This window comes from Saccharicrinis sp. GN24d3 (assembly GCF_052400645.1).
In the GTDB taxonomy this organism is placed as follows: Bacteria; Bacteroidota; Bacteroidia; order Bacteroidales; family Marinilabiliaceae; genus Saccharicrinis.
On sequence record NZ_JBQTGI010000017.1, the window covers coordinates 20,903 to 44,755 of the forward strand.

15 protein-coding genes are annotated in these 23,853 nt (G+C 37.9%); 6 read left to right on the top strand and 9 right to left on the bottom strand.

All coding sequences use genetic code 11. The annotated features are described in order from the left end of the window. Nucleotides 1-24: 24 nt before the first annotated feature. On the top strand, nucleotides 25-2,229 hold the full coding sequence (locus ACT29I_RS18815; RefSeq protein WP_444794135.1) for a T9SS type A sorting domain-containing protein: 2,205 nt from the start codon (nucleotides 25-27) through the stop codon (nucleotides 2,227-2,229). 189 nt (nucleotides 2,230-2,418) lie between these two features. On the opposite strand, the gene ACT29I_RS18820 is transcribed toward ACT29I_RS18815, so the two are convergent. The 7 genes from ACT29I_RS18820 to prmA form a co-directional block, all read right to left on the bottom strand. Next, nucleotides 2,419-3,408, bottom strand: a complete 990-nt coding sequence (locus ACT29I_RS18820) for a DUF4465 domain-containing protein (RefSeq protein ID WP_444794136.1) — start codon at nucleotides 3,406-3,408, stop codon at nucleotides 2,419-2,421. Nucleotides 3,409-3,565: 157 nt separating this feature from the next. Next, nucleotides 3,566-5,014: a redoxin domain-containing protein gene (locus ACT29I_RS18825; protein ID WP_444794137.1), complete on the bottom strand. Its 1,449-nt coding sequence runs from the start codon at nucleotides 5,012-5,014 to the stop codon at nucleotides 3,566-3,568. A gap of 43 nt (nucleotides 5,015-5,057) precedes the next feature. Continuing rightward, nucleotides 5,058-5,948: a glycosyltransferase family 2 protein gene (locus ACT29I_RS18830; RefSeq protein ID WP_444794138.1), complete on the bottom strand. Its 891-nt coding sequence runs from the start codon at nucleotides 5,946-5,948 to the stop codon at nucleotides 5,058-5,060. A gap of 18 nt (nucleotides 5,949-5,966) precedes the next feature. Continuing rightward, nucleotides 5,967-7,751 carry an aminopeptidase P family protein gene (locus tag ACT29I_RS18835; protein WP_444794139.1) on the bottom strand — a complete coding sequence of 595 codons (1,785 nt, stop codon included), beginning with the start codon at nucleotides 7,749-7,751 and terminating at the stop codon, nucleotides 5,967-5,969. 17 nt (nucleotides 7,752-7,768) lie between these two features. Beyond that, nucleotides 7,769-8,821 (bottom strand): hypothetical protein, encoded by a 1,053-nt coding sequence (locus ACT29I_RS18840; protein WP_430931388.1) that lies wholly within the window; start codon nucleotides 8,819-8,821, stop codon nucleotides 7,769-7,771. Nucleotides 8,822-8,907: 86 nt separating this feature from the next. Continuing rightward, nucleotides 8,908-13,398, bottom strand: a complete 4,491-nt coding sequence (locus tag ACT29I_RS18845; protein WP_444794140.1) for a hypothetical protein — start codon at nucleotides 13,396-13,398, stop codon at nucleotides 8,908-8,910. 61 nt (nucleotides 13,399-13,459) lie between these two features. Next, entirely contained in the window at nucleotides 13,460-14,302 is an 843-nt protein-coding gene (gene prmA, locus ACT29I_RS18850) for a 50S ribosomal protein L11 methyltransferase (RefSeq protein ID WP_430931390.1), read from the bottom strand. A gap of 194 nt (nucleotides 14,303-14,496) precedes the next feature. On the opposite strand from prmA, the gene ACT29I_RS18855 reads away from it, so the two are divergent. After that, nucleotides 14,497-15,258: an MBL fold metallo-hydrolase gene (locus tag ACT29I_RS18855; RefSeq protein ID WP_430931391.1), complete on the top strand. Its 762-nt coding sequence runs from the start codon at nucleotides 14,497-14,499 to the stop codon at nucleotides 15,256-15,258. On the opposite strand, the gene ACT29I_RS18860 is transcribed toward ACT29I_RS18855, so the two are convergent. Together ACT29I_RS18860 and ACT29I_RS18865 are read right to left on the bottom strand one after the other, a co-directional pair. Continuing rightward, the gene (locus ACT29I_RS18860; protein WP_444794141.1) at nucleotides 15,248-16,366 is read right to left on the bottom strand and encodes an MFS transporter; all 1,119 of its coding nucleotides are present in this window, start codon (nucleotides 16,364-16,366) and stop codon (nucleotides 15,248-15,250) included. The two genes, ACT29I_RS18855 and ACT29I_RS18860, sit on opposite strands and share 11 nt — an antisense overlap. Nucleotides 16,367-16,475: 109 nt before the next feature. Then, entirely contained in the window at nucleotides 16,476-17,243 is a 768-nt protein-coding gene (locus ACT29I_RS18865; RefSeq protein WP_430931392.1) for a hypothetical protein, read from the bottom strand. 336 nt (nucleotides 17,244-17,579) lie between these two features. Between ACT29I_RS18865 and ACT29I_RS18870 the strand changes: the two genes are divergently transcribed. The 4 genes from ACT29I_RS18870 (at nucleotide 17,580) to thrA (ending at nucleotide 23,850) form a co-directional block, all read left to right on the top strand. Beyond that, a complete protein-coding gene (locus ACT29I_RS18870) occupies nucleotides 17,580-18,722 on the top strand; it encodes a carboxypeptidase-like regulatory domain-containing protein (RefSeq protein ID WP_430931393.1) in 1,143 nt (380 codons plus the stop codon). 106 nt (nucleotides 18,723-18,828) lie between these two features. Continuing rightward, on the top strand, nucleotides 18,829-19,944 hold the full coding sequence (locus ACT29I_RS18875; protein ID WP_430931394.1) for a universal stress protein: 1,116 nt from the start codon (nucleotides 18,829-18,831) through the stop codon (nucleotides 19,942-19,944). A 36-nt stretch (nucleotides 19,945-19,980) separates the two neighbouring features. After that, on the top strand, nucleotides 19,981-20,871 hold the full coding sequence (locus tag ACT29I_RS18880) for a hypothetical protein (protein WP_430931395.1): 891 nt from the start codon (nucleotides 19,981-19,983) through the stop codon (nucleotides 20,869-20,871). A gap of 546 nt (nucleotides 20,872-21,417) precedes the next feature. Then, nucleotides 21,418-23,850: a bifunctional aspartate kinase/homoserine dehydrogenase I gene (thrA, locus tag ACT29I_RS18885; RefSeq protein ID WP_430931396.1), complete on the top strand. Its 2,433-nt coding sequence runs from the start codon at nucleotides 21,418-21,420 to the stop codon at nucleotides 23,848-23,850. Nucleotides 23,851-23,853 lie beyond the last annotated feature (3 nt).

The following is a 23,853-nucleotide window of genomic DNA, read 5'->3' on the forward strand; positions in this document are numbered from 1 at the left end:
AGACCATATTGAAGAATGATTATTATGAATGCGAAAAGAAGTGAAATATTGGGGATATTAATGCTCTTGGTGGCTAGCTTCGCTCTAAACGTTGACGCACAGGTTAGTTATGGGGGGAGTCCAATATTTATGTATACTATCAGTGAAGAAGTTAAGCAAAATTTAAAAGCGCATCGCTTTGTGCCGAGTCAATTACAACTTAAATCGGTTGACAATTATGGCAAAGGGCAACCTTTGACCTTTGCCCACCAGTATACCGTTAATTATACACCTGATAATTCAGGTATATGGTCGATACTGGAGGATGGTACAAAAGTTTGGCGTTTATCGGTTAGCTCACCGGGTGCTTTTTCAATCAATTTAATCTTCGACAGGTATAAACTTCCGGTAGGAGGAAAGCTGTTTATTTATAATACCGATTTTTCGCATATTATCGGATCATTCACCCATAAAAATAATAAACCCACCGGTATATTGGCAACTGCTCCCGTTAGAGGTGACCAGGTAATTGTTGAATACCAGGAACCTAAAAATGCTGAATTTAACGCGGATTTATTGATTGGTGCGGTAAATCATGATTTTTTAGGATTTTATGACCTTATTACATTGAAAACCGGGTATTTCGGTGATGCGGGTTATTGTAATGAAGATATTGCCTGTTACGATATCGATAATCAATTGGATATACGTCGTTCTGTTGTGAAAATGATTGTTGGGGGAAGCGAACTGTGCACGGGAACCATGATTAACAATACCAGTAATGATGGAACACCATATATGATAACCGCTGCACACTGCATGCGCTTGGATAACGAGGGAAGCACTACTCTATTGTTTTTTAACTACGAATCGCCTCATTGCGCAACGATTGAAGGCTCAAAGTCGCAAACCTTGGGTACGGATTCCTGGAGTATTACCGGAGGAGAAACAAAAGTACTTGTGAATAGCCTTGATATAGCCTTATTGGAAATGGTGGAAAACCCACCTGCATATTATAGGCCTTATTATTCAGGCTGGAGCCTGAGTTCGGACCCGGCTTCACCATTTAAATCCATTCACCACCCCCAAGGTGATGTAAAGAAAATTGCGACTTATGATGGAAATCTTCAACCGTGGACATTTAACGAATCCGGAAATGATCCCTATGCCCAGGTCGATAACTTTCACTGGAGGGTTACGGAATGGACTACAGGCACAACAGAAGTTGGTTCCTCGGGCTGTCCTATATTTGATGGTAGCAATTTGCTGGTAGGAACACTTTCGGGTGGAGAAGCTTATTGCGGTAATCCGGTAAACGATTACTTTACACAGTTTTATAAAGCCTGGGACAGAAACACCGAACTAAACGAACATTTTAAACCGTGGCTTGACCCTGAAAATTCCGGTGTTCAAAGTTTAGAGGGTTTGGATCCATATGAGGAAAATCCTTTTGTAAGGTTAAGCAATGTTGAAACGGGCGATGATCCTTTGGCGACAAGGATTTCCGAAGGTGGTTATTTGGGCGGGCACAATGCCAAACAAACCACGGTATTTGCTGAAGAATTTGCAGGCATTAAGTCAGCCTCCATAAAAGGAGTATACATTATGCCTTGTGAATACAAATATGGTTCCGATCAAACCGTTGATATAATGGTTTGGGAAGGGAGTCAGATGCCTCAATCAATTATTCTTAAAAAAGAAGGTGTTGGCATTGATACTTTAAGGGAAAAAAGAGAAATATTTTTGGAATTTGATAGTCCGCTGGAGGTGAATGGTAGTTTTTTTGTTGGGTACGAAATTAATTATAACGGTTCGCCGGTGGACACCATGGCCGTTTATCACTCTGCAAACAGCACAAAAGTAAATAACACAATGTGGGTATACCATAGTTCCACAGGATGGGAAAAAGCTTCCGATGTATACGATTATGGTATTAACTATTCCCTTTGGTTGGATGTATTGGCCGAATCGGTTGTTTATGGAGATACACAGGTAGTTCCGGTTGATAATTCGGATGTGGTTTTATTTCCGATACCAAGTATTGGTGATTATGTTTATGTAAATAGTAACCAACAATTTGTTGATTACGTGGAGATAATAGATATGAGTGGCCGTATTGCTAATACCCAGCTTATAAATACTACCGGGGATAAAATTCCTGTGTCATTAAATAACCTACCAACAGGAGTTTATATATTAAAACTCTATCTTGGTAACAGGCAAATCAATAAGAAATTTATAGTGGAGTAGGGACGTACAGGACAGTTAAGTTTTTAGTCGATTCTTCTCCAAGGAAGCTGCGGATTGTTAAATAGAAACGATCATAAATTATCCAAAATCCGCAAAGGATTTTCCGGTATTTAGCTGTCTTGTTGGTGGATTCGATTCAATGGGGGAAAAGCGTCATGACAAAGATTCCATGGAACACAAGAGTTTTATTTACTCTATTATCTTTATTTCATCAAAGCACACAAAAGGCGGGGTGTTTAATTTGCCACTTTCGGTATCGGAAGAGGACAGTACAAATTCCAGTCGCGATACTTTGCCTATATCTTCCAGATCGTAATCGGTCCATGTACTTAAAATAGTATTGTTGCGGTTGCTACCAGTGGTGTAATCGGCAAGCATAATCTCAACGTTTCCCCGAGTGGTTCCACTTTTGTTGATTCCTGTAATTGTTAATTTTAACCAGTCGATTTCGGTGCCGGTTTCACCACCAAACTTCTTCGAACCATTGTTGCCGTTACTAATGGCATCGTAAACGTAATACGAATTGTTGATGGAGATGCTTTTGAACAGATGATCTTCCCCATCCTTAGTGGTTAATGCAATAGGCTGTTGATAGGCGTCTAGTAACATTATCCCAAACACATCCGAATCAAATTCAGTTGGCGTTTTATAGCAGCTGTATTTTTCATAGTCATCAACCGAGTTGCTCCCGCTTAGGTTGGAGTACGTAAAACCGGTCCAAGTATCAGAAGCATAGTTTCCTGATGATTCAAACTGAATCTGGTCAGATAAAAATGAGATGTAATTTTCATTGTTGGTCCAAAAGGTATCTTCTTCAAATTCTATTTCTTCAAAGTCGGTTTTGTACATGGATTGAACGGGAATATCAATAAGGGCAATTCCCCGGCTGTTGTTAACCGAAAAAGTATATTCGTACTTATTTAATTCAGTTGGAATCAGGCGCAAGTCTTTTTCCTGGCTCACGAGTTGTCCGTCAAGCACCCAGAAATACGCAGAATTAATATCATAGGTGATCTTTGGCGATATATCGATGGTGTCGTTTACTTTTACCTCGTAACCATCATCGGGCATATCTATATATATTTCCGAGTTGGGTATTTCCTTGGTGTGGTCCTCACATGCCATCAATCCAATTATAGAAACTATTGATATGACGAAATAGGTAAAAAAACTATTCATATTTTACGTGTATGTTACATTTATATTTTAACCGCCCTTGATTTTAATATAATCTGTGGGTTACTTTCTTGTATATGTGGCGTTTGTGTTTTTACGCATGTGCTCGTGTTTCAGTTCATCGCTAAAGGCTTACCGTATTGTGCGCTTTGCCACCGGGCTACTGTTGACGGCTTATGTTTGAATGCCCACTGAGTCCCAGGTGGTGATCTATGAATCCTGGAACTTGTTCCGCCCCAATTCTTTTGCCAATAATCTTTTTGTTTTCGTCTAAAATATAAATGGCAGGCGTACTATAAATATCGTACAGGTTACGGAAATTACTTTGATGGTATGGATCGTAAACATTGATCCATTCCTCCAGTTGGTGTTCAGCAATAAACTCGCTCCACTTTTCTGTTTCGTGCTGGGTAAAAACCGCAAATATCTTAACGCCTATGTCCTGGTATTTATCCCATACTACCTCTTTAAGTTTGGGTATTTCCTTTTTACAATGTCCACAGTCCGGTTCCCAAAAAACCAATACGGTTAGCGGGGCGTATACCTCACTTAAGCGAAAATATTGATTGTTGAGCGACACCATTTTCAAATCAGGAGCTTGATTTCCAATTAAGTTTGGTTTTAGCTTAGTTATCCTGTCTTCCAGTTTTTCAATAAATTCCTCGTCTACCCAATCAGCAATGCCCGAGAGGTAATATTTTTCGCCCAGTTGTACCATGGCGGCATCCATTCCCATCAGTTTGCTATCGTTGGCATAGTTAAAGGTAAATTGGATAAGATATTTTTCCATTTCCTTGTTACCTTCAGCCATTTCAATAATCCTTACCGACTCTTTTACCAAACTGTCGGGTATTTGCAACACGGTTTTGGAGAAGAAGTTTTCTAACTTACCGGTGAAAAACGGGGTACGCATCAAGCGGTCGTCCTTCATATCAAAGTTGTCGAAATAATGATGCTTGTAATATTGATACCTTTTTACCTGTATAATCGAATCAGGTTCGTTTAGTTCTTTAAAATCGGGCACTTCAATTTCGCGCATGGCTTTAATAAACGAGGCCAAGAATGTACCTTTATGTTTGTCCAGAATCTTGTCCCAATACGAGTTTACTTCAGTTGACAGCACCCCCAATTTCTTCTTCCATGCGTCAACCTGTTCTTTTGAATATTGATCTTTGTTCTTAAGCTTTTCCTGTATTTCGTTTGCTTTTTCTTGTTTGTTGAAAATGAACTTTTGGTAATCGTTAAATGCCCTTTCCTGTTTATTTCCGTTTACTTCCAACGACTGAACCGGGTTTTCTTTATCCGCTATGATAGAAAAGTGTTGCTCATCATCTACAATTATATCAAAGTACTTTTGATCGGGCATATAAATAATATAAACACCACCGGGTAATCTATCTTTGCCCGAAAATGTTCCGGATCCCTTGCTGTCAATATATATCGTATCGTTGACCAACATTTTTTTATTGAAATAATGCCCCAATATCAATGTGGTATCTTGCCATCCTTTTACCGAAACATCGATTTTGTATCCCTGTGCCATGCTGTTGACGGTAAAGCACAGTATAATAAAGGTGAAAAAAGTGTGTAATATTGATCTGGTATTCATGAATATGTTGTTTAATTTACTAATCTTAAATAAGCACTTTGTTTTAATAAACTGAAACCAAGTAACCTATCTTATAAAAATCAAATAGCTTTAAATTAGGCTTTGTACTTAATAAGTTTTTGATGATAAGTGGTCGAAATAGCTTAAAGATAAACTTAACAAATACATTCATTCTTGTTTTGCTGATCCAATTAAAATACTTTAAAAGTGTTATCCTTTTTGATAAAGCCATCCGATATTCGGATTCTTTCAATAGTTGTACCAAGTTTTCAATAGCATGTTCTGTTTTTTTTATGTAATCTTCACTTAAATCAATGCCAATGTGTACTGCTGGATTATCGATATGTTCTATTTTAATTTTCTTTTGCTCTAGTTCTATTCCAAACAAGGTATCCTCATGACCATATTTTCTAATCTTTTCATTAAAAGAAACTTTATTAAGAACATTCTTTTGAACAATGAAATTATTTGAAGTAAAACTTTTATATTGACTTTTTCTTCTAGTATCTACTGAATGATCTTCCCTGAATTTTCCGGATTTCCATCGAAGCGTCCGACTGGGGGCCGGGCACTCTTTGGGGTGTAATGTACCTCCGCAAATTACCTGAGTATTATTGTCAATCGCTTTCAGGTAAGTTTCAAGAAAATCAGGTTTTAAATTTGAGTCACAATCTAAAAAAAGAATATAGTTGTATTTCGCTTTACTTGCCAATAAATTTCTAATTGATGATCTGCCAATATTTTTAGCTAATTTTATAAAAGTAACATTGTTATGTTTTTCAATTCTGTTATTAATATTAATATATTCTGTTTTGGAGGCATCATCTACAACAACAATCTCAATTGCTTTACTACATTTCCTCGATTGTTTTACCAAATTGTCAACTAACTCTGATACATCGTAATTATAAACAGGAATACAAACTGATAACATAAGTAATAGAAGCGTAAATTATTTAATTTCTTTTGTTTGTTCCTTTAACCAAACCTGCAACTCTTCGTCCAGGTACGGCGAAATCTTATCGTAAACATTTTTGTGATAACTGTTTATCCATAGTTTTTCTTCGTGTGTTAGGAGCGATGACGCAATCGATTTTAAATCGATGGGGCAGAGGGTCAAAGTTTCGAACTTTAAAAACTCGCCAAACTCGGAATGGTCCGATTCTAGTGTTAACAACAGGTTTTCGATACGGATGCCATATTGGCCCGTACGGTACAAACCAGGTTCATTAGAAGTAATCATTCCCTTTTCGAATGCTACCCCATTGTCATTTGGACGAATGCTTTGCGGTCCCTCATGCACGTTTAAAAAGCAGCCAACACCATGCCCGGTTCCGTGACCGTAATTCAATCCTTTTGACCATAGTGGTTTGCGGGCAAGTATATCCAGATGGACACCTCTGGTTCCTGCCGGGAAACAAGTAGTACCTAGCGCAATATTGCCTTTTAAAACCATCGTGAAATCCGATTTTTGTTGTTCGTTAGGCGCACCAAGATGAACTGTTCTGGTGATATCCGTAGTTCCTTCCTGATACTGGCCACCGGAATCAATCAGGTAAAAATTGTCGGGGGTCAATTTAATATCCGTCTCCTCGGAAACACTATAATGAACAATGGCACCATGTGCGCCAAAACCTGAGATTGCCCCAAACGATTCACCCACGAAATTCTCGTTTTCCGCCCTGAACTTTTTTAGTTGTTTTGAGGCCGAAAGCTCAGTGACTGATCCGTTAGGTACATTTTTTTCGAGCCAGTATAAGAATTTAACCATGGCCACACCATCTTTTACCATTGCATTTCTAAATCCGTCCTGTTCCGTCTTGTTTTTAAGTCCTTTAAGATCTTTTACGATACTTGGTTTCTCAATTTTTATAACCTCCTTTGGAATCAGCGAGAATATCCTGGCATTTGTTGTTGCGGGGTCGAACAATAGGCCAGATTCCAACGGCATTTCTTTTACCCATTCAAAAATGTCGGAGTACAGTTGCACAGAAATGTCATCTTCCGCCAACTCCTTGCCAATGGGAGCCGTAATTTTATGTGTGTCAATAAACAAGTAAACTGCATCCAGCGAAATAATTAAGTAGGCATGAAACACAGGATTAAAAGGTACATCGTTTCCCCGAAGGTTTAAAGTCCAGGCTATCTCGTCCAAGGCCGTGATTAAATAATGGGATCCATCTTGTTGGCGCATCTTTTTACGTATGTTCTCGATTTTTTCCCTTCTACTCAGTCCGGCATACTTTGTTTCGTGCACAAAGATGGTGTTTTCCGAGATGGGAGGCCTACCCTCCCAAATATCATCCAGTAAGGTTTGGTGTGGATCCAGCGTTATTCCATAGTGCTTATATTTCTTCGAGAGCTTTCTGGCATCATCAATCGAGAATACCTCTCCTTCAAAAGCAATTTTGCTGCCCGGGTTAAGTCTTTCTGCAATCCAATCCACATAATCCGGTGTATCGGCTTCGCCTGCTTTAAATAAATCTATTCCACTATCTGTTAATTCCTTCTCAGCTTGTAAATAATACCTGCTGTCCGTCCATAATCCTGCTTCATCAATCAATACTACCACAGTACCTGCTGATCCCGTAAAACCAGATATAAACTCTCTTTTTTTCCAATGGGCAGCTGTGTATTCGCTCATATGCGGATCGCTACTCGGAACAATAAAGGCATCTATACCTAGGTTGAGCATTTTAGTGCGTAGAAGAAAAATTTTTTCAGCGGTAGTTGACATATAAACAGTTTTTGGGATTAATTAAACTTAACTTTTTGGTTTTTGTTAAAAATAATGATTTTGGTGTTCGGATTAGGATTATTGCCTACAACACCGTTAAATGAAATTTTGTCCTGATCTTTTATAATTTTTAGTTGGTCCCTATGTTTGTGTATAAATTTTCCATTGGACACATCTCCATTTATAATGTAGTTTGCATCACTATTTAAAACCACAGTTGTAGGTGTCCCATCGTTGTTAATGGTTAACTCCCGAAAGTTGAGTTCTGGATTGGATATATTCAATATACCTTTCGAACATTCAAACAATGCTTTGTGCTTAAATTTATTAATTTGAATAACACTGTTTTCGCTAAACATAGAAACATTATCGCAAGCTCCAATTTTTATATTATCTACGGTGGAATTCGCCTGGTAATTTTTTACATGATCAATGTTTAGCAAACAATATGATGTTGACGCATGAATTTCCGTTGCATCCTGGATATTGACGGTGGAATTTTTAAATTCTATATTGGCTGAACCCAGATGATTCATTTTGCCTTTGCAATGCAGTAAATTGATATGGTTAATTATGGCTCCCGTATCCTGTGAAAAATTTTTAAAGTTGATATCACAGTAAGAAATGTCTGCCAACACACCGCCTTCCACATGATCAATATCTACCCTGCCATGATTGTTTTCGATCCTAAGTTCCAGCTTTTTGGGATAAAAGATGGTGTACTCGATTTGATAGGGAATGGTGCGGTTGAAATCATCAACTAAGCTGGTTTTTATAAGCAGAACATTGCTGTATTCAACCGTTTCGATTTTTATTTCTTCCAGCATTTCCTTTGAAATATTTGGTTTGTTGGAAAGGATTTCGATGCTTGTTTCAACGCTAATGGAATCTTTATCCCAGTTAAGCAGGTTAACTTGCGCATGTTTTGCCCTTACATCCAGCTTTTTAATATCGTGTAATGGGAACACTTCCAAGGAGTATGATTTAAAATCGCTTTCCAGTTTGGTTTGCGATGATATTGATATCCATGAGGTAAGTATGGCTATTGATATGGTTTTTATTTTTAGCATTTTCTTCATGTTATAAGAGCTGTAAAAGTAGCTAAAAAGAAAGGTTTGGGAAAATATAATCTTTTATTAGCTCGTAAATTACATAATTACTCGTCGGACGTTTGCTTCACGGCTTTTTCTTCAACATTTATTGACTGACCTGCCGCATCCGAGCTTGTTTTAATCGGACTTAGACCAAATTTGCTGATAAAATGATTTAACCTGCTGGCAGGTGACTTGATAAAAGTAAAACCTCCCGATTTGGCTTTTCGTTCATCTGGTTTTAATGTGCTTACTATATTGTTAAACGCTTCGTTGGACGAAAGCGTATACATCATTTTAGCTTTGTATGCAAAATAAAACCAGGTGTCTTTATCGAAACTTAAGAAAAGGTCGATGGAATTTCCGCTTCGTTTCTTCACTATTTCCGCTTTAATGTCTACCTTTTTATTAATGATATTATTTTTTATCATTGCTAAATCAGCTTTGCCATCAGCGATGTAGGCATGTGTCTTGCCATCAAATTTAAAGTCGATGTTGCCCAAAAGAAACATGTTGTTAATTGACTCGTGCAACTCTTCAATTGGTTTTCCTGCCTTTTTGAGTCGTGTTATTTTGTCAGCCTCTTTTACACCAACCAGTTCGGCCAAGCGCTTTTTAAAACCTTGATCCGACTGTTTACTGTCGGGGGCAGTTGAACCCATGATTTCGATCACCATTTGTTGTGTGGCTGTTTCATTAAAGAAGAAATCAATACCCAACATGGTTGATATTAGCACTTTGTCTTTATTAGGGTCATCGATAATGGTACCAGAACTGTTCAGCGTAATGTGACCCAGATCAATTCCCATGTCCATTTTACCCTCTGCCAGCAGTTGACAGTTCGAGTTTGAGTACCGAAACAAAACGCCTGTGGTATCAGGATTTTGAATTTTACTAAGGTTAGCAATTTCAAAAGCATTTTGATTATCGTTAAAATAAAGATAGTCCCCAGCCGTAATAATAGGAATATCGCTATAGTCATTCCTGCTGGCAAGGAAAGTAGAATAAATATGTGCGGAATCCTTTGTTAGATAAAAGTCGCGGTATATCTTCTTTCTATCAAAATTAACGGGTTGCTCTCCAATGGGAATCAGTATATTATGTGGGTCTATGGCAGCATCGAAGTAGATATAGGTTTGCGGCCCGCTTGAGCATTGGTGCAACATCTGAACCCCACCATCAAAACTAAGGTGCTGTGCGGTAGAAGTCAGTCTTGTCTTCCCTTTAAAAGTGAAATTTTTGTCGAAGGTAAATAATTCGTCTTCTTGTATTGTTCCTTCGGCGATAGTTTTTAAATCCTCGTTCAATTCAATAGTATTAAACTGAAAAGTGAATTTTTTACCTTCACCATTATAATAATCGTATTCTCCATAGCCAGAATAATCGAATTTACCATCTATTTTAAGATGTGAGTTGTAAATGGTGTGCGTAAAGGCTGAATCATTGGTTAAAATGATTGAAACACTGTCGATTGGGGCTATATCCGCATTTTCGCGAATGGTTATTAAACCATCGTTAAGTATAATATTCGCATCAGCTACGTTAATGTTTTTTACCTCCTCGGCATAAATAATTTTGTTCTCCACATCGTAACGTGCAAGTGGCACCCGGAAATCAAGTGAATCTTGTTTCTTGTGTGTGGAAACGAAGCGGTTTCCTTCAGAGCCACTCGCTCCCATATAAATATGGTTGTTTTGCATATCCCATGAAAATTCGCTGATATAGGATACATATCGGTTGTCGGTAAAATTAACCGGGTTAGCACCCGATCTAGACGTAAACTTACCTTGTCTTTCTTTAAAATCGATATTGGAAACAAGGTTGGTTGTGTTAAACGAAACACCTTCGTCAATTTCGGAGCTATTTGCCAGGTTAAAGTCGGATGAGTCAGCCATCATGGTATACCCGCCAAATGTCATGTCCCTGGATGCAATATTGGCTTTGTCCATATAAAATGTACCCTTACCACTTGCGCCTTCAGGGGCAACTACTATTTCACCATCAAGCGAAGCCTCATTGTTATACATAGTAAAGGCTTCTTCCTGCGATTTTGAAATTAATTGCTCCTGATAAGGTAGGTAATTGATATGGTTATATCTTCCTTGTGCATCCGGGTATTGTACACCTTCTTCACTTTTTTCCAGCGTAAATTCGTAGGCCTGGCCGGTGGCTCTGTCAGGAAGGAATATTAAGTTTTCAGATTTGGAGGTAGAGGTTAGGTATTTTAACGTACCTTTTCCTTTTAAACCTTTATTACTCAGGTCGATGTCAGCAATGTATTTGGCCCTGTCTCCATACACACTATATCCTTCTTTTGGTGTTTTTCTTGTAAACCCAAGGGAGTAATCTTCTCTAACGGTTAAACGTTCATCAAAAGTCGGAAAAATATTAGAAACGAAGGTTCCGGAAAAGTCAAAATTGATGGCACTCAATTTACTAATACTATCCATTGTAAACGTATCCAGCTTAAAGTAAAATTTATCCCGGGAATATTGTCCGTTCTGAATTTCAGGTTTGTCGTAATAAACGTAGGACTCTTTGTTGCTATTTAACATTGGGTATTCACTGTGAAAATCTTTGCCTGACTTATTGCTGGCTTCATCAATCTTCAAGCTTCCCGACAGATTTTCGATAGCGTTTTTTACGTAGGTCATTTGCGGTTGGCCAAAATAATCCAGCTCCCCGGTTTGAACTTTCATTCTTACGGAGTCTATGTTTTTCATGTCGATCTGAAAATTATCATAGTCAAATTTAAATCCATCTCCATACAAGTTTAACATCCCCGCGTTAATTGCTCCGTCAAAAACAAAGTTTCGGTTTCTTTTTAACAGGATATGTTCGTTTTTAGGGAAGAAAACCACGTTTTGATTGTCGGATATGGAAATGGATTTTACGCCGTTTACATTGATATCGTAGTTTAGCAGGTCAATTTGCGCGTTGGCTATTTTTCCTGGCGTAAGGGAGATAAACCTAATAACATCATAGTCCTTTTTGCCCAAACGAAACTGCAAATAATCGTGTAGCCGTTGACGCAGCTCTATCATATCGGTGTTTACATTGTATCCAATAAATCCGAAGAATGAAAGCTGTATTACCTGCTGACGGATCTGGCTCTCCGGTAAGTGTACCATTCGTGCATATTCCGAAGCCGTGAATGATTTTCCCTGATGCATTTCTGAGCAGTTTTTTAAGCCTTGCAGCGGGTGTATGGCATCCATGCCTTGCAAACTGTTATAAAAACTCTCCCTAAAATAACTTAGCGACTCAAACTCCCCATGGTTTTCGGCTGCTCCCGAAACCATTTTTAAATCCATCATATCGCTGTCCAGTTTCCAGGTTAGTAACTCGATGTCCATACTCACATTGTGGAAGGTGTTGAAGTAAGGGCTAAGTGCAAGTCCTTCTCCATTCCTGATCAGGTGCAACTCGTTTTCCTTTACCATCAGTTTAAAAATTAATCCCGGATGGTAGATGTAATTTGAATCTATTCTGAACTTAACTTCGGTATCGTTACTCAATATCTGATCTTTACGCAAAGCAAAGTAGAGTGACTTGGCGGTCAGGAAAACAGTATCATTGCGGAAAATAGTAATTGTGGCAGGATTGTCGTGAGTCCCGGATCCCAGAAACTTAGATCCGTTTTGAGAGAATCCGCCTTCGTAATTAATGTCGGGGTGAATATTGTCGAGTTTAAACCGTTGCTCAACCGATGTAAATTGCGGGTATGAAGAATTGGCTGCCGATTTAATATCCATTACTTTATGGCGCAACCTGCCGGTTAAAGGATGGTCGAAATAAATGGTGTTGTAAAATTGTGCCGAATCTATTTGGAAATAAGATTGTTTTAACGGGAAAGAATATGCTCCGAACGAAGCGTTCACCTGAGTGGCATCAAAACCGGAACGTTCCCAGGTAACCTTTCCTTTATCGCCTTTCCATATTTTAGTCGAAAAGTTAAACGTTCCTTTCGTGTCGAATATTTTTATACTGTCGTTTTTAGAATAACAGGTGAGATTCAGGCGGGGGAAAGTGGCAATCAACTCGTTGTTTTGATATGAAAATGTCCAGTTGTTATTGTTGGTTTTCCATTGGTTGGAAGGCGTAGAATAGATGATGCTGTCCGTTAATAACTGTGATGTGGTTTGTAAATAATTATTAACGGTTCGTAGATGTAAACGTGGTTTTTTTATTAAATCGGAAACCGCATTGTTCCATGCCCAAAATGTACTTTGCGGAATATCCGCTTGAAGATAAACCCGTACCGTCTTTAGGTAGTTTTCGTAGTCGGGGATGGGCTTTGCCCTCTTTTTTGCAAGGGCATTACAGTTGTCAATAATTAGTTTTTTTTGTTCCTCATCGGTTTCAGGGGAGAACCAGAAAACCGACAGTTCTTCGATGTATGCTTTTGCGTATTTTTTGTCGGCTATGGTTTTAAAGAGTTCTTCCATTTTGGGAACGAACTCTTCGGTGTTACTACTAAAAGTTTGTGGTTTGCTTTGAGAAAAAGCTAAGTTGCAGATTAAAAGGATAATAAATAAGGTAAATATAGTTCTCATTGCTTATGTCTTATATTTTGAAACATGGAAATTCCATGTTTCAAAATTTTTCTCAAAAAGATTAATCAGACAACGTATACGCAACGGCTACCCATTGGTTATCTTCCTTTACCGATTTTTTTATCAACTTATTAACATTACATTCTTTTTCTATAGTTTCCAGATCGCTCAAGTAAAATCCGCTTAACAATAAAGTACCACCATTTCTCAGAACTTTGGTGTACTTGTTGATGTCCTCCAACAATATGTTTCTGTTGATGTTAGCCAAAACAATATCGAAAGTTTCGCTTCCCAATATTGAAGCATCACCACATTGTACTTCCATATTGTGGATGTTGTTCATATTAATATTATCGTTGGCATTGTTAAAAGCCCATTCTTCAATGTCGATACCTAATACCTTTTCGGCACCTTTTTTAGCGGCTAGAATACCCAGAATCCCTGTACCGCAGCCCATGTCTAAAACCGATTTTCCCTCAAAATCCATTTCCAGGATATGTTTCATCATTAATCCTGTAGTTTCGTGATGTCCTGTGCCAAAAGCCATTTTCGGCTCAATTAATACCTCATATTCCGCTTTGGGTACATTCGTATGGAAAGGACTTTTAACCACGCATCTGTCATCAATAATAATGGGGTTAAAAAAGTGTTGCTCCCAAGTTTCGTTCCAATTTTGGTCGGGGATGTTCTCTGTTTCAAAGGTGATTTTATATTCATCGCTGCTTAATAACTGAATACCTTTAACGTCTTCTGTTTGGTATTCCTGAGTTGGGATATAGGCATTTAGGCCGTCTTCCGTTTCTTCAAAGCTATCAAAGGCAAACTGCGCCAATTCGGCCATTAGTATTTCTTGAGCAACCTCCGAGTTGGGCGATATTCTAAAACTTACTTTGGTATATTCCATGTTGGATATTTATTTTTTGCAAAAGTATGGAAAATTGATGGGGATGAAATGGAATGAAGGAAATTATAATTTAAATAAAAGCAAACGATACTTATTTAAAATGATATTATATTTGAGCGATTAAAATAATTGTAACAGATAATAATCAAGTCTTTTCACTTTTATTTGTCAGTCAAAAATCTAACTTAATTGTTTTGAAAATAACATTTCTCGGAACGGGAACTTCACAAGGCATACCTGTAATAGCCTGCCAATGCAAAGTCTGTCAATCAAATGACGTACATGACAAGCGGCTACGCTCTTCTGTTTTGGTTGAAGTTGACGGACATAACATTGTTATTGATTCGGGTCCCGATTTCCGTCAGCAAATGCTGACACATGATGTCCGTTCACTGGATGGTATACTTTTTACACACGAACATAAAGATCACATTGCAGGGTTAGATGATGTAAGGGCCTTTAACTGGGTCACAAAAAAACATGTTGACGTGTTTGCCGAGCATCGTGTTTTAAAGGCCATTAAAAACGAGTTTTCCTATGCCTTTGTCCCAGAACCTTATCCAGGTGTTCCAAAAATAAATTTAAATGTCATTAACGAACAACCGTTTAAAATAGGTGAGATAGATGTTGTTCCGATAAGGGGCATGCATATGCACCTGCCTGTGCTGGGATATCGGATCGGGGATTTTTCATACTTGACTGATTTTAATTATATCTCGGAAGAATCGATGGAGAAGGTGCGAGGTTCGAGAATCGTAGCCCTAAATGCGGTCAGGAAAGAACCCCATATTTCACATTATAGTTTGAGCGAAGCAGTAGAGGTGTTGCAACTTGCCAACCCCAATACGGGTTTTGTCACTCACATTTCGCATCAAATGGGATTGTATGAGGAAGTAAATCAGGAGTTACCTGCCAATATTCAACTTGCCTATGATAATTTGGTGATCAATCTTTAGGGGTGTTGTGTTCTATCGATCTTAGAAACAGGAAAATAGAGGAACCCACTAACAAGGTAAACACGATTCCTATCATCTTCAGGGAGAATGAGCGGGTGTAACTATCCGATAAAAAACCGATTAAAGGTGCTATCAGTGCAAAAAAGCCCCTGATAATTAAGCTGCGGATAGATAACACGGTGGCACGCATATCGTCGGAAGTAATTCGATTGATATAATCCTTAAGGACTGGTGTTGCAATTCCCCTGCTAAAATAAAATACCCCCAGTACAATCAAAATCCACGCCGATTCTATAAATCCGGAGATTATATAACTACCCGTAATGATAATCGAAGTGAGCCAAATGGTCATTTTAGGCTTAAGCCTGGCTTCGATTTTATAGGCAAAAAGGGTGGTGGTGCCCACAATCAGGTTTAAAACCGTATGTGTGCTTCCAATGGCGTATTCCGAAAAACCAATATCGTTTAAATATAACTGATAAATCCAGGCCATGGTCAACGTAGCAGTGCCCAGTATACTTGAGAAAAGCAGGTTATACCTTAATTTCGAATTTTTAACCGTGGCAAACCACACCACACTTAAAATATCCCTAAAACCAGGCTTTTTGCGTTTTCCACTTCTGGTGGGCTCCACCAACATAATGGAAGCTGGAACTGCCATAAATGCAATAGCGGTCTGAAAAATAAAGGGGTAACGCATATTGATAGCCGCCAAGGCACCACCGATGATTCCCGCTAAAGCTTCGGAATAATTACCCACAGTAAAATTTCGTCCTTCGAATTTCACGTACTCCCTTTCTCGCCCTGCGGATTTTAGGGAATCGTACATAATGGCCGAATCAGCTCCGGAAACGAAGCTTTGCCCGATACCCAGAATAATTTCGGCGATCAGGAACCAATAATAACCCGAAGTAGTGGCATAAACCAAAAAACCCAATGTTCCCAGAATGGAACCGAATATCAGCGTTTTTCTGCGGCCAATTACATCTGCCAAATATCCCGATGGAATCTCGAATATGACAATAGCAATAGAATAAAAGGCTTTAAGCTGAAAGGATTCCCGGTCGGAGAATCCCATGTCCTTATAAAAAAGCATTAAAATAGGCATGGTTAACATAAACCATTTAGCTATTTTAATAATGTAAAGTTTGCCGATGTTCGACTCAATCCCCGTTCTCACCAATCCTTATCGTATTGTATTTGAAGCTTTTTATATTTTAATAGTGACCCAACTCTTTGGCCATTTTATCAATATGTTTGTTTTTGTTAGGATCAATGACTTTATTACTTGATTTAGCCGAAAGCATTTCCTTTCTTAATTCAATCAAAGAGGTAGAAATCGTTTCCATCTTTTGCTTGTTTCTCACCAATTGCTGCTCAAAAGAAATTAGTTTCTGTTTGTTAACTTCCATTTCCTTGGTCAATTGTCGATTGGAATTGCTCACGCTGTTATACTTGTTTTTATGTGCGGTAAGATCACTTTCAAGTTTGGCAAATCTTTCTTTCGAGAGTTTTAAAGCATATCTAATACTTGCAGTATCTCTTTTGAGCTTCATGTTGTCTTTTCGCAGCTTTTTAAGCTCATCGGCAACAGACATGGAAGTTTGTTGTTGTGACTTGTATAATGTTACAGTTTGCGACAGTTTATTTTCCAGTTCGTTGTTGGCATCCGTAAGCTGGGTCACTTTAACCAATAAATCACTTATTTCGTCCGATTTGACCGCATTACTTAAGTGCATCTCGTTTTTCATCGATTCAAAATCTGAGATGTTGGTTTTAATCCGGGTTTGCAACGATTTGTTTTCTTTTTGGGTTGTGCTTAACTCTTTGCTCAATCTTGATTTTGCGGCCATGCAAGCTTCATATTTCTTTTTGGAAACTACACAACTATTTAATATTATGGCACTTAAAGTGAGTAACAAAACGATTCTCATAAGTATCTTGTTTTTATAATTAAATTCAAAAGTAACAAAGTTTTTATTCATTATGCGAATAATTAATTCTAAACATCTTTCAATATCAGTTTTGCTCATGTATGCAAAAAATTCAATATGTAAAAAAGCACTTCGGAATACTTTATTTATAAAAAAAACGGAACTTATACTACAATTTACTTCGGAATTAGCACTTGGGATCCTCGCAAAGCCAAATGTAAACAAATGCCTGCCAGAAGCTGTGGCGTCATGATTTATGTTGATTCTTGTTGTCCCGATCTTTACGCCGGCAGATTGATGATAGCGCTACATGATGGAATAAATTTAACGTTAACATCATGAACAAATCGGTATTATTCTTACTTTTAACCGATAAAACTGTTCGAAATGAAACGAAGTATAGCTATATCATTTATTTTATTTTTTGTATTGAATTCCTTATTAATGGCTCAAAACTTTACGGCTACCGGTACCGTTATAAACGCGGAAACGGGAGTTGCGGTTGAGTTTGCAAATATTGGGGTTGAGAGTACCTATTTGGGTACGGCATCGGATAGTGATGGAAATTTTGAAATAATACTATCGCAAGCATTAATTGACAAACAAATTAGCGTTTCTGCAGTGGGGTATAAGGCTAAAACTTACAAAGTGGGCGAATGGTCGGGAAAGGATGGGTTAATGATTCAATTAACTCCTGTAAAATATGGTATATCAGAGGTTAATGTATCTGCTAAATCTAAAATTGGGTATGGTATCATAAGAGCGGCATCTAATTTAATAGTAGAGAATTATCTGACAGAACCTTATTCGTACAATTGCTACTTGCGTACCGTGTCCATCAATGAAGGGAGAAAAACAGAGGACGAAGCCATATTTGTATTGACGGATAGCAAGGGCTACGGAACACGTTCGTTTACTGAAGCATTTCAAAATATTCATTACCGTATTACAGAAAGCAATCCGCACAAAGAAATAGGTTTGTTAAAAGAAGGGTTAACGTTTATCGATAATTTGATCAGTCAGGATATTGTGAGGAACCCGGGTAATATTTTGTCGGTAGAGTCTATCAACGACTTTGATGTGTATGTGGAAGGAGAGGAAGTGCTGGAAGAGGATTCCGTTTGGGTAATTTCGTATGAATGTAAAAATCCGACCATCCAAAACACAGGCGATCCTCAATTAGTGCAGTATAAAGGAAAAATCTGGATATCGCATCAAAATAATCAAGTGTTAAAAAATAGTTTTGAAGCAGTTAGAACAGCTAAGTTCCGACATGGAAACAGTTTTTATGCCAATAAAGAAAACAGCAAATTAAAATACAAGGTAGAAACGGCTTATAAAGCTCATGGAAATAAAATGGTCTTGAACTCCGTTAACTATATACAGAATGAAGCAAACGGAACAAAGACATCTGTTTACCTAAAAGTGGTTAAGGTGGACGAATATACCGATAAGATAACCAATCGCCAATATTTTAACGGAAGCGCTAAAGAAGAAAAATTCTGGGATAACTTTAAACTTCCTGAATAAAACTACATAAAAATATTTTTATGGATCTTACAACGATAATTGTTAGACATTCTCCGAATATTTTATTAAATTAAAACGCAGGGAACAGTCTAAACAATTTTTGGTCATGGAAGATAAAATAATCACCTTAGCAACATTGTCATTCGAGAAAGCACAAGTAGTAAAAACTTTGCTGGCAAATGAGGGAGTAGAGTGCTTTCTGGAGCATATAAACCTTATTCAGGGAGCTGTATCGGCTGGAGTTAAAGTAAATATAAAAGAAGTTGATTTTGAGCAAGCCCTTATCGTGTTTGATTCCATCCGGGAATCGGATTATGATTCATCTCCTTCTAAGGCGAAAAAGAAAGATAGAATAAAATTCCTGGTTCCGGTCGATTTTTCGCAATACTCTCAGAAAGCTGTTGATATTGCTTTTGACTGGGTTTCGCGAAGCAAGGGCGAACTGACTTTGTTCAATGCGTACTACTCACCAATGAATGCAGGCCTGCCGTTCAGTGATTCTTTCGTATACGATATTAATTCAGACGAGGTTAGTTTTGAGTTGAAAGAGGAGAGTGAAAAAAAATTGCAAGAATTAAAGGAAGGACTGGAAAAACGAGTTGTTGAAAATAGGATTGAAGGTGTAAAGATCCATACCGAACTAAGCCGAGGGATTGCAGAACATGAAATTCTTACCTACAGTGAGATTTACAAACCCTCTTTGATAGTAATGGGAACACGGGGCGCCGATAAGAAAGCAGTGGATTTGATCGGAAGTGTTACCGCGGAGATAATCGAAGGTGCCAAAGTGCCTGTTTTGGCTGTGCCAGAGGGTTTTAAATACGAAGGGATGGATAAAATAATTAACATTGGCTATTTGTCCGTGTTTGGGGACAGTGACTTTGTATCTATCGAAAAATTGTCTGGAATTATCAAAGCCCTTGATGTGAGTGTTAAATGTGCGCATATTACCGCCGGTAATAATATCGAAAAAGATAGAGTTAGAATGGACGGGCTGATAGAACATTTTAGACGCAACGACATTGGTAAGGAGCTTGATTTTAAATTATTAGAAAACGAGGATTTTTGGGTGGGGGTGGAGCGTTTTGTCCTGTCTGATAACATCAATATTCTGGCATTTACCACCTTTAAGCGCAGCCTTATTTCCAGGTTATTGAATCCATCTATAGCGAAGAAAATGTTATTCCATTCAACAACCCCGTTATTGGTATTTCATTCTTAATTGTCTATTTTAGCCCCATATAAAGTCATTACCTATATGGGGAAAATACTCTTATTTGGTTTTATCATTCTCGAACTTGGATGCCTCACTATCCAGGCACAGGGATTGTACCCTGTAAGGGGGACAGTTTATATCAGGGATGGTAAAGCGTCAAAAGTTAGCTTGTCGGTGATTAATGGATACCATGAAAAAAGGGTGCCCGTGGATGTTAACGGGGATTTTATTACGTATCTTTCATGGAACACTAATTTTCACTTCTGTTTTTCTAAACCTGGCTACATAGGTAAAAAAGTCAGTTTCTCAACACAAGTACCAGGTTTTGTGGATAAAAAAAATATCTACCCGTATGAGATTTTGGTGGAACTTTTTCCCACGTTTCCAAATGTGGATACTGCTTTTTTTAAAAAACCTGTGGCTAAAATCCAATATTCTAATGTTAAACATGATTTTGATTACGATTTAGATTATCAGTTGGTGGTTAACAAAAGACTGGAAAAAATTAAAAGAGATTATCAATCATGGCAAAGGAGTGTCGCTACAAAAGCTGAGCCCCCAAAAAATGTCTTGCTAAAAGAACAGGAAAAAACGGCTATACAATATCAAAAGCATGTTGAGATTAAGCAACAAGAAACTGTATCGACTGGATCCTCCCCTGTACCGTCAAAATCCAAAAAAACGATAGTGAAAGAAAAAAGCCCTTTCGGGTTACCACCATTAAGGGAATCTTATCCCGAAGGAAAATCGATTGAAATACATGATCTCAAGGGGAAGGTGATAACCCGCGTAATCATTAAGAATGGGGAGTATCAAAAAGTATTTTATCAAGTGAAGCACAATTGGGGAGGGTTGTATTATTTTGTGCAAGAATCCCCATCGAATTATAGAAGTATATCAAAATATAATTTCAAAAAAGCGACAAATATTTAAGTAAAATATATACAACGCCTGGTTAAGTAAATGATTAAATCCCGAATCATAAAAGATTGCATGGTTGAAATTTATGAATGGACTTGCACAAGCCAAGGAGAATCATAATGCGTTTAATGATTGATTGAGGTGTTCTGGTTTGGGTTCGAACAAGTTGGATAATTTCTCCCAATGTTATCAAACCTTAAAATCATGGCAAAAGTCATGTTTTAATTTTGGGGATTGAATTAAATGTCTATTTTTGCAGTATAATAGAAAAGCAAAACGCATTTACAGCTATGGTTTATAATTTTTCCCATATTATCACCACTATTTCTACGTCAACCATTACCCCTTGGGGGGTCTAGCTGTTATTCTCCTGCCGTCAGGTAGTTTATTTAATATAAACATCCACCTGAGATTGTTTTCAAAAGCATTATTTTTAGTATTTTACTTTTGATTAACATTGAAATAGTTCATTGAGCAATTGCAATATTCTCTTAATAGCTTGTGTTAAACATAATACCATATATTATTTTCTATATGGCTCATCATTAATAAATTTGTATGAAGGTCTTAAAATTTGGAGGAACGTCCGTAGGTTCTTCGGATAGCATATTAAAAGTTAAAAACATTGTTGAATCCCAACAGGAGCAAATTATTGTGGTGGTTTCCGCGGTAGGTGGGGTCACCGATCAGTTGATTAAAGCTGCCCACCTGGCGGAAGAAGGAAACCAGGAATGTTTTGACGTATCCAGTGAAGTTAAAGAAAAGCATTATAAAATAATTAGTGAGCTATTTCCTCTGGATAAGGCTCAAACTATTAAATTTAGAGTAGATCAGCTTTTTGAAGAGGTCAGTACCATTATCAAAGGAGTGTTCCTGTTAAAAGAGGTTACTTCAAAAAGTAAGGCTATTATTTCAAGTTTCGGAGAAAGAATTTCTTCTTTTATAATTTCCGAACTGATAGAAGGGGCTGCTTTATTTGAATCCCACAAATATATCATTACAGACAATGTGTTCGGTAAAGATTCTGTAGATTTTAAATCGACAGAATCTCAGTTGATGAAGGTGAAAGATGAGATTGGTAAGGTGGCTGTTTTTCCTGGCTTTATTGCAACCAATAAAAAAAACGAAATAACCACTTTAGGCAGGGGAGGATCCGATTATACTGCCGCTATTTTGGCAGCGACATTTGATGCTTCCATCCTGGAAATTTGGACAGATGTAAACGGCTTTATGACTGCCGATCCAAGAATTATTAGCCGCGCCTATTGTATCGACAAATTAAGTTATTCCGAAGCGATGGAGCTATCGCATTTTGGTGCCAAAGTGATTTTTCCGCCTACTATTTTGCCTGTATACAAAAAGAACATACCTATACTGATTAAAAACACCTTTAATCCTGAAGCTAAAGGGACTTTGATCAACGATCAAAAAGAACCTATGCAGGGGAAAAAGATCAAGGGAATTTCTTCTATCAAAAATGTTTCATTACTTACGGTGCAAGGCCTAGGGATGATTGGCGTTACAGGTATTGCCATGCGCCTATTTAAATCATTGGCACTAAAAAACATCAACGTAATACTTATTTCCCAGGCTTCCTCGGAGAATTCTATTAGTGTAGTTATTGACTCCCAAACTGCCGATACCGCGGTAAAATTGGTGCAGGAGGAATTTAATGTGGAAATTGCGTTAAATCAAATCAACAATATCTCCGTTGAGATGAACATGGCAATTATTGCAATTGTAGGGGAGAATATGAAACATACTACCGGGGTATCCGGCACTTTGTTTGAAAGCATGGGTAAAAACGGAATAAATATTTTTGCTATTGCACAGGGGGCTTCGGAGTTAAATATTTCTTTTGTGGTAAAAGAGAAAGATCTGAAGAAAGGGTTAAATACTGCACACGAAGCTTTCTTCCTTTCCCAGTTTTCCAGGATTAACTTGTTTTTGGTGGGTACCGGTACGGTTGGTAAAATGTTAATCGAAAAAATTAACGCTCAAACAGAAAAGCTGTTTGCTGATAACAAGCTTAAAATCAGGATAGCAGGAATTACCAATAGCCGAAAAATGTTGTTGAACCCGCAAGGACTTGATAGCAGGAATATTTTGGGCGACCTGATGGAGCAGGGAGAAATTGCCAACCTACAGGTATTTAAAGAGCGCATTGTTGAGTATAACCTGGGCAACAGTGTTTTGGTGGATTGTACCGCCAACGAAACGATTGCCTCCATATATCAAGAAGTTTTAGATTCCAACGTTTCGGTGGTAACAGCTAATAAAATTGCGAGTTCGTCGAAATATGAACTGTATCAAAAATTAAAATCAACAGCCTTAAACAAAGGAGTTAAATTCTTGTTTGAAACCAATGTGGGAGCCGGGTTGCCAATTATTGGACCTTTGAATGATTTGGTGATGAGCGGCGATAAAATCCTTAAATTGGAGGCGGTTTTATCGGGAACATTAAATTATATTGTGAATACGGTAGATGAAAACAAGCCCTTGTCGGAAGTAATTCAAGATGCCAAGGATTTGGGATATAGCGAACCGGATCCAAGGATCGACCTGAGTGGAACCGATGTGGTGCGTAAGATTCTTATCTTAGCCAGGGAAGCAGGTTACCCATTGGAGCAGTCTGATATTGATGTTGTTCCGTTTGTGCCGCAGAAATACATGGACTGCGAATCGCTGGATGCATTTATGGAGGAAATTAAAAACCATGATTCCATATTTGAAGATCAAAGAAAGCAGCTCGTGGCACAAGGAAAAAAGCTGAGATATGGTGCCAAACTTGAAAATGGAAAAGCTGTGGTTGGCTTTATCGAAATAGACAACAAACATCCTTTTTATGAGTTGGAAGGAAGTAACAACATTATTTTGATTAACTCGGAACATTATAAAGAACATCCAATGCAAATTAAAGGCTATGGTGCAGGGGCAGAAGTCACCGCAGCCGGAGTGTTTGCTGATATTATAAAAGTTGCGAATAAATAAATG

Coding starts and splice junctions, on each gene's coding strand:
- ACT29I_RS18835 (WP_444794139.1), bottom strand. CDS start 7,751: ATGTCAACTACCGCTGAAAAAATTTTTCTTCTACGCACTAAAATGCTC.
- prmA (WP_430931390.1), bottom strand. CDS start 14,302: ATGGAATATACCAAAGTAAGTTTTAGAATATCGCCCAACTCGGAGGTT.
- ACT29I_RS18875 (WP_430931394.1), top strand. CDS start 18,829: ATGGAAGATAAAATAATCACCTTAGCAACATTGTCATTCGAGAAAGCA.
- ACT29I_RS18845 (WP_444794140.1), bottom strand. CDS start 13,398: ATGAGAACTATATTTACCTTATTTATTATCCTTTTAATCTGCAACTTA.
- ACT29I_RS18860 (WP_444794141.1), bottom strand. CDS start 16,366: ATGCCTATTTTAATGCTTTTTTATAAGGACATGGGATTCTCCGACCGG.
- ACT29I_RS18840 (WP_430931388.1), bottom strand. CDS start 8,821: ATGCTAAAAATAAAAACCATATCAATAGCCATACTTACCTCATGGATA.
- ACT29I_RS18870 (WP_430931393.1), top strand. CDS start 17,580: ATGAAACGAAGTATAGCTATATCATTTATTTTATTTTTTGTATTGAAT.
- ACT29I_RS18865 (WP_430931392.1), bottom strand. CDS start 17,243: ATGAATAAAAACTTTGTTACTTTTGAATTTAATTATAAAAACAAGATA.
- ACT29I_RS18820 (WP_444794136.1), bottom strand. CDS start 3,408: ATGAATAGTTTTTTTACCTATTTCGTCATATCAATAGTTTCTATAATT.
- ACT29I_RS18815 (WP_444794135.1), top strand. CDS start 25: ATGAATGCGAAAAGAAGTGAAATATTGGGGATATTAATGCTCTTGGTG.
- ACT29I_RS18825 (WP_444794137.1), bottom strand. CDS start 5,014: ATGAATACCAGATCAATATTACACACTTTTTTCACCTTTATTATACTG.
- thrA (WP_430931396.1), top strand. CDS start 21,418: ATGAAGGTCTTAAAATTTGGAGGAACGTCCGTAGGTTCTTCGGATAGC.
- ACT29I_RS18830 (WP_444794138.1), bottom strand. CDS start 5,948: ATGTTATCAGTTTGTATTCCTGTTTATAATTACGATGTATCAGAGTTA.
- ACT29I_RS18880 (WP_430931395.1), top strand. CDS start 19,981: ATGGGGAAAATACTCTTATTTGGTTTTATCATTCTCGAACTTGGATGC.